Here is an 11265-nt window from a genome sequence, read left to right on the forward strand (position 1 = left end):
ATGTAACGATAAACGTCTGTTCGACGTGGAAAAACACTGCGACTGCGAATTGATCTTCCATGTGGGTGGATAATCGCTACACTGATCACTCACCCCTTGAAGGAGGATCAATGGATCAACTACAAGCGTTGCGTGTGTTCGTGCGTATTGCCGAGTCCGGGGGCTTCAGCAAGGCGGCTGACACGCTGAACGTCCCGCGCGCGACCGTCTCGAAGCTCATTCAGGAACTTGAAACCCATCTTCGCGTGAAGCTCTTTCAGCGCTCCACCCGCCGAGTGGTCGTCACGGAGGAAGGTCAGGCGTACTACCAGAACGCAATCAAACTTCTCGCGGACCTGGATGAGATGGACGGCCTGTTCGCAGATTCACGCGGCAACCCGCGAGGACGCATCCGCGTTGACGTCGGTTCATCGCTCGCCAATCTGATCCTGCTGCCTCACCTACCCGCTTTCCGTAAGCGCTACCCCGAAATCCAGCTTGACGTGGGAGTGAGCGACCGTCAGGTCGACCTGATCGGTGACGGCGTGGACTGCGTAATCCGCGGTGGCGAGCTGACTGACACCTCTCTCGTCGCGCGTCGCCTGGCAGGGCTGGAATGGGGCACGTATGCTGGCTCCAGCTACCTTGCCGAGCGCGGCACGCCATCGCATCCCGATGACCTGATCGCGCGCCATGAAATCGCGGGCTACTTTTCATCGTTGACCGGTCGTGTCACCACGCTTCTTTTCCAGCAGGGTGAGGAATCAATAACCATCGATCCGAAGGGCGCCAGAGGTGTCTTTGTGAACGAAAGTACGGCTCATCTAACCTCTCTGGTAAGCGGGCTGGGTGTCGGTCAGACGTTTTCGTTCATGGCGCAGCCATGGCTGAAAAGCGGCGATCTTGTCCAGGTCCTGCCACAGTGGAGGCGTCCACCTCACCCTATGCACATCGTCTTCGCACAATCGAAATACAACAGTGCTCGACTGAAGGTTTTCGTTGATTGGGTCATCGAGGTCTTCAAGCCATTCGACAGCACGCCCGCTCCGCACCGTACTGCCAGATGAAACGGAACCGAAGCGTGATGTCTACCGGGAATCAGGACGTGCAAGCGACTGGCGGGCCCGCGAACTACGCCGTTCTCATCTTGCGGAAAGCGAGTCGCATCTCCTGAGCAAACAGGGCTGGCTGCTCCATTGCTGCAAAATGGCCTCCCTTGTCGACTTCCGACCAGTAGAAGAGGTTCGGCCATGCGGCTTGCGCCCAATCCTTCGGCGCACGATAGATTTCGTGCGGAAAAATGGTCGCGGCCATCGGCAGTTCGATGGTGCCGCCGCTGAACCCTGACATGCCGGCCTGCGTCGCCTCCCAGTAGAACCGGGCAGAGGACGCCGATGTGTTAGTGACCCAGTACAGTGTGATGTTGTCGAGGATCTTGTCGAATGAGAGATGGCCGTCGGGTTGATTGGCGTTATCGGCCCAGCCGATGAACTTCTCATACATCCAGTTCGCCTGTCCGGATGGCGAATCTGCAAGTGCATAGCCGATCGTCTGTGGCTTTGTCGCGTGCTCCTTGAAGTAGCCTCCGCCCTCGCCCGTGAATCTCGCTGCGCCATCCACCGCTGCCTGCTGCGCAGGCGTCAGATGCGCGGGCATCGTTTGTGGGAAGACCAATGGCCAGTTCACGTGCGCGGCAACGAGGCCGTCGGGACGAAGATGACCAAGGACATGAGTCACGCCCGTTCCCCAGTCACCGCCCTGCGCCACCCAACGTTTGTAACCGAGACGGGTCATCAGTGTGGACCACGCCTTTGCAGTCCGGACGACGTCCCACCCTTTCTCGCGTGGCTGATCCGAAAAACCAAAACCGGGCATTGAAGGAACGACTACGTCGAACGCATCCTCTGCGCTGCCACCGTAAGCAGTGGGATCGGTAAGCGGGCCGATGATGTCGAAGAACTCGACGACCGAACCGGGCCAGCCGTGGCTCAGGATGATCGGCAGTGCATTGGGGTGCTTCGACTTCACATGGATGAAGTGAATTCCCAGACCGTCGATCGAGGTGCGATATTGGGGGAAGCTGTTGATCTGTCGTTCGAGACGGCGCCAGTCATATTGAGTTTGCCAGTATGTGATGAGCTCTTTAGCGGAATCGAGCGGTACACCCTGGACCCAGCCCGGAACGGTTTCCTGGTTGGGCCAGCGGACCATTGCGAGGCGACGATCAAGGTCGTTGAGCACGCCTTGTGGAATCGAGACCCTAAACGGCGTCACTGCCTCAGTGGCTGCGGGCATCGTAAAGATCGCCGGCGCGCGGTTTGAGCGCTTCGTCGCTGCTTCTGCGGAATTCAGGAACGGAAGTGCGGCAAGCGCTGACGCCAGCTGCATCACGGTACGACGGCGCTTGTTGGGTTGCTCCGCTTCGGAGGAAACAGGCGTGGCTTCCATTGAGGTTTTTCTCCTGGAGTTTGGTAATGGAAATGCGTTTGTTGTCTAGCTGCGCGAGGCGCGCTTAACCACTGCGGCGAGCATTACGGCTGCCATGATCGACAAGATGCCTGCGAGCCTGAACGTGGATGTGATCCCGAAACCATCCACGACTCGACCGCCAAACCAGCTGCCTGTAGCGAGAGCAATCTGGAAGACGGAGACCAGGGTCGCCGAAAATGCGTCAAGCTCGAGCGGCGCGACCTCGTAAAGAAAGAGCTGGATGCACACCGGGACAGCCCCGAAGAGCAGACCCCACACAGTTACGAGCGACGTCACGATGGCTGCAGGCGCCCCCGTCCAGACACTCGCGAGAAAAAGTGCAAAGGCGAGCGCGACAGTGGTCAGCAAGTACGTGACGCGAACATTGATCGCTGCCGCCCGCTCTGCGAGCATGGTGCCCACTGCGCCTGCGGTGCCATACGCGAACAGCAGCCACACAACCACAGCGGGGTGCATGCCACCCACTTCCTTGAGATAGGGTTCGAGAAACGTATAGGCGGCGAAATGGCCTGCTACGACAAGCGCAGTCGCGATAAGCGCGAACCGGGCAGATCGGACCTGCAGCACGCCAAGTAGCTGGAATGGACGGATCGCCTGTCCAGCAGGAAGCAAAGGAATCAGAAATGCCTGGCCGAGCACCATCAGCAACGTCGCAACGGCGACGATGGCGAACGCGATCCGCCAACCGACAGCGTGCGAGATCGCTGTGCCCGCTGGCACCCCCAGTACGGCGCCCAGCGAGATGCCTGCGAGGATAATGGCCGTTGCCCGATTGCCGTCTTTCGCCGGAACGAGTCGGCGGCCAATTGACGGTGCAATCGCCCAGAAAGTACCGACGCAGGCTCCAAGCAGCAGGCGGCCCAGGATAGCCAAAGGCGCGCTGTGCGCAACGCTTACCAGCAGGTTTGACATGACTATGGCAAGCCCGATCAGCAGCAGGAGCGTCTTGCGTTCGACGCGTTGCGCCAGTACGGCGCAGAGCGGCGCGGCGATCGCCGCCATGATGCCTGGCGTGAACACAAGAATGCTCGCGGCGCCTCCCGTCACTCCCAAAGCTTTGGCCATCTGACTGAGGACTCCAACGGGCAGCATCTCGCTTGTCACCATCACGAATGCTTCGGCTGCCACGGTGAGCACCGGCGTCCAGTCCGCAATGCTGCTGGCGCTCCCGGTTGGCTCGTGCTGTATCACTAAAGGGGCTATCTGCTCGCTCATCGTTCAGGTCCGGTCAATGTCGATGGCGAAACTTTAGACACAGGCAGATGGCGGAAAAATACGCTCTTTGCCAATTCATTTTCCACAGCCGTGGATGATCGAGCGTGCTGCCCACAGTCGCAAACGGTGAACGCGCTGGAGATTTGATCTATCGAACATGACAACACTCCCGAGGGTTATCCGATGCAAGCAACCATGGCAACGGAATAGAGCGAACACGATCGGCCCACTGGCGAGTGAAACCGTTGCATCAACACCGGGAGTATTCAAAAATCCCCGTTTTATTTCATTGAACGATCCTTAAAATTTATGAAAATGCACATCGGCAGTCATTTGGCGTTGCAAAATTGTTATGCGCAGACATAATGGATATCCGTCTGACCCGGCTCTTTGCCGGTATCGACCTATCGCTATTCACTAAAGCCGCACGCGAACCGGTTATGTGAGCTACTCCTCTCGAACGTGAAGCCGCATCAGACGTTATCGAGCCCGGGAGCACCCTTACCAAAACCTTTCGATACTTGCGTGTGGGTGTCCTGCATCAGTGACCGCGATGTGTTGATTTCACTATCGAGATTGCCCTGATGAGAATCGGTGAACTGGAAGTTGAGCGCGATTCGCGACAAGTCCTTCGATGCGGCGTAGTCGTTCGTTTGAGCAGTCGTGCATTCGAGCTGCTACTGCTACTGCTGGACGCAAACGGCGCAATCGTTTCAACCGACGACATCCTTGCGAAAGTCTGGCCAACCACGGTTGTTGAGGAAAACAACATCCAGGTCCATATCTCCGCGCTCAGACGGCTTTTGGGTGAAGATCGCCACCTGATCCAGACTGTTTCGGGACGCGGCTACAGAATGGCCAGACCTCAGACTGTGGTCACCGAACCTTCTAATCTTTCCGTCGCGCCACGCCCGGAAACGCTTCATGAACTTGACCTCACCCTTCCGCATTCAGGTGGACTCCTGTTCGGTCGTCAAACATGCATTGACCGCTTGATCTCTGCGATCAGTGAGGGAGCAGACGCAGTGATTACAGTCACGGGCGCCGCAGGCGTCGGCAAATCCCGTCTGGCACAGGAAGTCGCCCGGTATTTCGCCGATCGGGGCGAAATCGGCGTTTCGTATCTTTCCCTCGCATCGCACGCCAGCGAGAGCGACGCATATGCACAGATTGGAGAAGCGCTCGATCCGATCAACGATCGTTCATCCGCGTGCGCAGGAAGCGTTGCCAGTCCGACCGCGCTCCTTGTGCTCGACAATTGTGACCGCCTCTCCCACGTGGTGATTCGGGCGCTGTCTGACAGTGCCACCTTCAGGCAATCATCGCGAACGGTTGTGCTTCTGACGACTCGCACTCCCCTCAGGGTATCGTCAGAAAAAGTGGTCAAGATTCCGTCGCTTCTCACAGTTCCTTCGCGGGGAACGATGAACGCTGGGGTCGAAATGTTTGTATCCCGAGTACGGTGTTTCGATCCGGAGGTGGACACCACAGGCGAGTTTATGGAGCGCGCTCGCCACCTCGTCGAGCAGATGGATGGCCTGCCGCTTGCGATCGAATTCGCGGCATACCATACATCGATGCTTGGAATCGAGTCCGTAGCCCTTCTGCTTGAGCAGAATATTGACTTGTCCAGCGGCGACGTACGTCGCATGAGTGAGAGCCGACACGCGTCGCTAGGCACAGCCCTGATGTGGACATGGCCGGAACTCGGAGTCCGCCCGCAAGCAATTCTCGCTGGACTACTGGATGCTGGCGCCGAAGCTGATCTCTGTGAGCTGCGAGGCATCGCAGAAAGGTCGGGATTGCAACCGGAAAATGCGCTGGAGGCGATCAGTGACCTTGCCGAAAGTTCGTTTCTCATTCGGGCCTACACGGGGTCGTCGGTGACGTACCGGATTCCCCATACGGTTCGGCGATTCCTCCGGCAGCAACGCTCAGAACTGGAGCCCGCGAAGAAAAGGCCGCTAGAGCGGATACCGGCGCGCGAATTCATGTTTCCGGCCGGAATTTCATAAAACTTAATATATATAAAAGGCTTACCGGAGCGGTTTTGATTATCGTGGCGATGCCTGATGCGCTACACGACACGGACCCGTATTCAGTTGTCCCCGCTACCCTCCTGGAGCTGCAATGAGCTACTTCAAAACCGCCGACGGTACCGAAATTTTCTACAAGGATTGGGGCTCCGGCGCCCCGGTCGTGTTCTCCCATGGCTGGCCGCTTTGCGCAGACGCGTGGGACGCACAAATGCTATTCCTCGGCAATAACGGCTACCGCGTCATTGCTCACGACCGGCGTGGCCACGGTCGCTCCGGCCAGCCCTGGGACGGTAATGACATGGACACGTACGCTGACGACCTCGCGGCATTACTAGACCATCTCGACCTCAAGGAAGCCACGCTAGTCGGCCATTCGACCGGCGGAGGCGAAGTCGCGCACTACATTGGTCGGCACGGTACCGGTCGCGTCGCCAAAGCCGTCCTGATCGGCGCGGTGCCACCGATCATGCTGAAAGGCATTTCGAACCCGGGTGGACTGCCGATGGACGTCTTCGACGGTATCCGTGCGGGCGTAGTCAAGAACCGCAGCCAGTTTTACAGGGACCTCGCCGTCCCCTTCTACAATTTCAATCGCCCTGACGCATCCGTCTCACAGGGAACCATCGATTCTTTCCAACAACAGGGAATGATGGGATCTATCAAGGGGCAGTTTGACTGCATCCGCGAATTCTCCGAGGTCGACTACACCGAGGACCTGAAGAAGATCACGGTTCCGCTGCTCATTCTCCACGGCGATGACGACCAGATCGTCCCAATGGACGCATCGGCCCGCCGTTCCGTCGAAATTGCGCCAAACGCGATACTCAAAGTTTATTCAGGCGGCTCGCATGGCATGGCGGTGATTAACGCTGACGACGTCAATCGGGATCTCCTGGAATTCCTCAGAAGCTGACGTTGTCCGCTGTGATGGGCGCGGCGACGGAAAACAGCGCGTCAATCATTCTGCGTGCTTCCGGGCTGATCACGTACGCACGTATGACTACCCAGTGCAGGTACTGAAAATGAGCGATCTTTTGGGATCTCCCGATCTCATCCCGTCTGTCGACTCAGCACGGTGGCACCGGATTCTGAACGGGTTCCTTCACCGGACTTCCCCCCCATCGGCGAAAGCCGCTCCTGTGCCAGCCGTGGAGGCAGCGGTACGAGTTGTCATTCTCGAAAGGCCTTCTGATTCCACGGTCGTCGTTCAATGGAGCAGCCCGGTTGGGTGCTACTACGGCGAACAGATCTGGCGAAAGGCCGTCGCCCGAAAATCCGGCTACTGTGTGCTAACGGGCAAGCGGATCGTTCGCGGCGACGACGTCTTCAAGCCGCAGCGCACCAGGCGCCGTATCTGCCTGAATGCTTCAGCGATGATCGGCGCATCGTCGCTCGAAGCGATGACCGACATCGCTTCCTGACATCGCCGGCACGCAGGCGTGAAGAACATCCTCGCCTGAAGTAGGGCTATGCGCGATTTTTCATAAATTTGTCCTGCTACGATAGACAATAATATTAGTTCCAGGTCTATCACCGCTGCCCGACCCATTTATGGCAAATCTGCATCCTCTATCGTGCCTGACGCCCTGCTCCGGACGGCCAGGTGCTCCATCCTCAAAGCGGGTGGAGCAGTCGAATGATTGAGGTCGGCCCCTTGCGTGTCTCGATCGAGGATGGATCGGTATTTCGGGCCGGCCAGCGTTGTCCGATCAGCAGTCGCGCATTCGCCGTTCTCGAAGCGTTGATCGCTGCCCGCGGTTCAGTTGTTTCCAAGGACGCGTTGCTCAATCATGCGTGGCCAAAGACAATCGTCGAAGAAAACAATCTGCAGGTACAGATTGTCACGCTGCGGCGTGCACTCGGGGACGCCCGCGATCTTCTGCAAACCGTGCCCGGTCGTGGCTACCTCCTGCTGCCGCAGCCGCAGGCTGCCCCGCGACAAAGCAAGGTGTATTCGTTGGGCTTGCCCTTCGTTGATACCCTTTTCGGACGCAGTGCCGCTGTCGAAGAGCTGCTGCATCTCTTCGAGTCGAATCAGGTTGTCACTCTCACGGGCGCTGGCGGCATCGGAAAAACCAGCCTCGCAATCGAGGTCTGTCGCGACACCGGTGACCTGTTCTTCTGTATCCGCTATATCTCGCTTGCGGCTATCCAGAATGAGCATCAGCTCAGAGAAGCCATACTTTCAATTTTTGCCGATGTCGTGAAGGGCACCGCGATAAGCGTCGAGGAAATGTCTAAAAGCTTGCGCCAATCGCAATGCCTTGTCATCCTGGACAATTGCGAGCATTTGATTGAAAGTGCAGCCTATATCGCACAGACGATCACGGCGGGCAATCCCGGCGTGCGCGTGCTAGCGACGAGTCGTGAGGCGCTGCGCATTGCCGCTGAAACGGTCTTTCCCTTGCAGACCCTTACCTGTCCCTCGCTCACAGCGGACAACGATGAAACGCTCGAATCCGATGCGGTCAAACTCTTCCTGCATCGGCTACGTCGGCTCTCGGCCGACTTCGACCTGAATGAAACAACAGTTCCCGCAATAGGCGAGATCTGCCGGCGTCTGGACGGCATTCCTCTCGCCATCGAACTTGCGGCTGCCCGGGCTGCCACGCTCGGACTCGATACGGTTCGTGCACATCTCGACGACCGCTTCGCGATTCTCACAGGCGGCTCCCGTGACGCGCTGCCGCGCCACCAGACCTTGAGAGCGGTATTCGAGTGGAGCTACAGGCTCCTCGCAAAAAACGAGCAGCTACTCTTTCGGCAAGCTGGGGTGTTCGCGGACGGGTTCACGCTCGAAGCAATCGCGGCAATCATGGAGCAGCACGGGATTTCGACCGTCAGCACTGCCCAGACACTCGCCGGGCTCGTCGCCAAATCGCTTCTCTATGTGGACCGGCAGAATGCGCGCCGCTTCCGCCAGCTGGAAAGTTCGCGGGCGTATTCTCGTACCCTGCTTGACCAGCACGGGGAAACAGCCGCAGCAGCGCGCGCCCACGCCACTTACTTCCGCGACTTCTTCGAAAGCGGACCGTACAAGGACGAGCAGATCAGGATCGAGGACGCTCATGACGTGATCAGTGCCGAGATTGGAAACATGCGGGCAGCCATGTCCTGGGCATTTGGTCCCTCAGGCAACCCTGATCTTGGGATCGATCTCGCCGGGACCGCGGTGCCTATGTTGTACGAGCTTCCACGTCTCGAGGAATGCGAGTATTGGTCCTCTATCGCCATTGAGGCACTTCGATGTGCGAACGCGAATCCGCGGCTGCCGGATACGCGACTCAGAATACTGACTGCCTACGCGGCCGCGCTTGTTTACACCGAAGGGCCGGGCCCATCCGTCGCGACTGCATGGCAAGAGGTCCTGGAACTGGCCAAAGCCGCTAACGATCATGGACTACAACTGCGGGCGATCTGGGGGCTGTGGAACCTTGAGCTTTACGCCGGCAGGCCCGCGAGCGCACTTGTTCAAGCGCTGCGGTTCCGGCGTGCGGCACAAAAGTTTGGATCGCCTTTGCAGGTCGCACTCAGTCGAAGGGTGATTGGCATGACGCTGCACTATGCGGGCAGGCATGCTGAAGCGCGCGAGGAACTGCTTGCGGCATTGGCCGCACCCGCAATACAGGAAGTGAGATGGTCAACGGCCGGCGTGCGCACGGATATGGTTACTGCCACTCACGCACTGCTCGCCCGCATTCAGTGGTTCCTCGGCGACGTAAGCGGTAGTCTGCAAAAAATCGAAGCAGCGGAGGACACGGCGAGAGCCACTGGCCACGAAATCACGTTGGCATACGTGCTCATGGAGGCGACCATACCACTCGCGATCCTTCATCGAAACGCGAATAGCCTGATGCTTGCAGTGGAGAATCTTGAAAACGAATGTCGTAAGGCCGGGTTGCGCGCCTGGCTGGCATGCTGTGATGCATTTGAGTGGATCGCCCGGGCGATGGATAGCCGTCTTGCGCCCGAAGCGCTTTCCGAAATGGAAGGCTCGATCGAGCGGCTGCGCCTGACAGGCTACCTGACACCCTTGCCCATGGTTCTCGGAGAATTCGCGAAAGCACTCCATGCCAGCGGCCAGCATGATCGCGCTTTCGAAACAGTGGAGGCCGCACTTGAGCACTGCGCAGAACACGGGAGCTGGTGGTACCACTCCGAGCTGCATGATTTACGCGTGTCGATCGGGAGTCTGGTATCGACTTCGCCTGCCGAATGACGCCTGTGGGCGCCGCACCAATCATGATCCACATCGCCGGATGTTGATAACGACAAACACATGAAATCTACCCTTATTCCAGACATCTGAAAGACCGCCTGGAAGGCAATCCGACGCGACCACGCTGAGAAACTAATCGATACATCGCCGATATACACAACATGAATCGAGCGGGGCATATTATCAACTGCCAAATGAACCCGTTTCCCAACGCGACCCGAGTACGCGCCCACAGAAATTCCCTCGATAGAACGCGGAACTGTATCGCTCAAGGATATCTGCACTGACGGCGCCAAAGGTAGTCTCTGGACGATGTGCAATGCCTCGCCCGACCGCTTCCAGATAGCTGTTCGCAAAGTTGTCGCCCCGCGGGAACTCCGTAAGAATTTCGCTTCTCTGCTCTACTGAGAGGCAATCAATCCCTTCACCGAAGAGATCAGCGCGTAAGCCGTAGGCGAGAAGCCGCGTGAGACCGCACATCCGCTCAGGCACGCCTGGTGTGGTATGAAGGCTAATCGCATCCCACACAGCCGCGCTATGGGCATGCCTCACTCCCTCCCTATCCAGAAACTCTTTCGCTGCATCGGCGCCGTCCAGTTCATAACGTTGTGTCGAGTTCGCATAGCTTGAACTCAGTCCCATGTGGGCAAAGTGCGCTGCGACGAAAAGTAGATCTGCCGCCACAGGCGTGTCGTGCCTCGCGGCCTCAAGCGACGCAAAGACAAAAACCCTGTAGGCGTGCCGCACCAAAGTCGCCGGCAAAGACACTCGCGCGATGTCGGCTGCATAGTGTGAGAATCGCCTGCTGGGCATATTCACCCCCACTAGCTGAGACGGAAATCCAAAAGCGGTTCGCAATTTCCTGGGACTCAAAAGGTGCCTCCTCCAGTGCAAACGCATGACGCGTGGCGCCGTGACGCTCACAACGTCCCGACGATTGCCGTGTGCAACGTGCATCCCTTTGTTCGAATGCGGAATGCGCCCGTTACCTGGATGCCCAACGAGTCCCCGTCTAGCGACTCGAGACCTGTCGTCTTCCAGGCTAACGCCGTCTCACGTCTTGAACAGTTTGAGCACAACGTTACAGAGTGCATCGCATGCGCGGGGTAAGGGAGATCCAGACTTGTTGACGACTCAATCTAACGGTTTCGTCCGGATAAAGCATTCCTTAGTCGCTGATTTTTCATGAAAAAAGATTAAATGCTCCAGGTGCTTACGGGGCAGCTGCGTCGCACTCCAACAACTGTTGATTATCTATGGACGTGGAAAGTCAATTGGCAAATTGCGTATTTTTTGAGGAGACGCACAGGTCTAAAGTACCAC

At 57.9% G+C, this 11265-nt stretch carries 8 protein-coding genes; 5 read left to right on the forward strand and 3 right to left on the reverse strand.

The window, feature by feature from the left end:
* Positions 1–110: 110 nt before the first annotated feature.
* Entirely contained in the window at positions 111–1046 is a 936-nt protein-coding gene (locus U5A58_RS40000) for a LysR family transcriptional regulator (RefSeq protein WP_321965410.1), read from the forward strand.
* 64 nt (positions 1047–1110) lie between these two features.
* Here the strand turns inward: U5A58_RS40000 and U5A58_RS40005 are convergent, their stop codons facing one another.
* Positions 1111–2427: an epoxide hydrolase gene (locus tag U5A58_RS40005; protein WP_321965411.1), complete on the reverse strand. Its 1317-nt coding sequence runs from the start codon at positions 2425–2427 to the stop codon at positions 1111–1113.
* A 45-nt stretch (positions 2428–2472) separates the two neighbouring features.
* Positions 2473–3684 (reverse strand): MFS transporter, encoded by a 1212-nt coding sequence (locus tag U5A58_RS40010; protein ID WP_321965412.1) that lies wholly within the window; start codon positions 3682–3684, stop codon positions 2473–2475.
* A gap of 584 nt (positions 3685–4268) precedes the next feature.
* On the opposite strand from U5A58_RS40010, the gene U5A58_RS40015 reads away from it, so the two are divergent.
* The 4 genes from U5A58_RS40015 (at position 4269) to U5A58_RS40030 (ending at position 9942) form a co-directional block, all read left to right on the forward strand.
* Positions 4269–5699, forward strand: coding sequence for a winged helix-turn-helix domain-containing protein (locus U5A58_RS40015; RefSeq protein ID WP_321965413.1), 1431 nt, complete (start codon positions 4269–4271; stop codon positions 5697–5699).
* Positions 5700–5814: 115 nt separating this feature from the next.
* On the forward strand, positions 5815–6636 hold the full coding sequence (locus U5A58_RS40020) for an alpha/beta hydrolase (RefSeq protein ID WP_321965414.1): 822 nt from the start codon (positions 5815–5817) through the stop codon (positions 6634–6636).
* A 109-nt stretch (positions 6637–6745) separates the two neighbouring features.
* Positions 6746–7144 (forward strand): DUF3331 domain-containing protein, encoded by a 399-nt coding sequence (locus U5A58_RS40025; RefSeq protein WP_321965415.1) that lies wholly within the window; start codon positions 6746–6748, stop codon positions 7142–7144.
* Between the two features lie 215 nt (positions 7145–7359).
* Positions 7360–9942, forward strand: coding sequence for an ATP-binding protein (locus tag U5A58_RS40030; protein ID WP_321965416.1), 2583 nt, complete (start codon positions 7360–7362; stop codon positions 9940–9942).
* 183 nt (positions 9943–10125) lie between these two features.
* On the opposite strand, the gene U5A58_RS40035 is transcribed toward U5A58_RS40030, so the two are convergent.
* Positions 10126–10626: a phosphohydrolase gene (locus tag U5A58_RS40035; RefSeq protein WP_321965417.1), complete on the reverse strand. Its 501-nt coding sequence runs from the start codon at positions 10624–10626 to the stop codon at positions 10126–10128.
* Positions 10627–11265: the final 639 nt, after the last annotated feature.

Source organism: Paraburkholderia sp. J7, from assembly GCF_905220155.1.
Classification (GTDB): Bacteria; Pseudomonadota; Gammaproteobacteria; order Burkholderiales; family Burkholderiaceae; genus Paraburkholderia.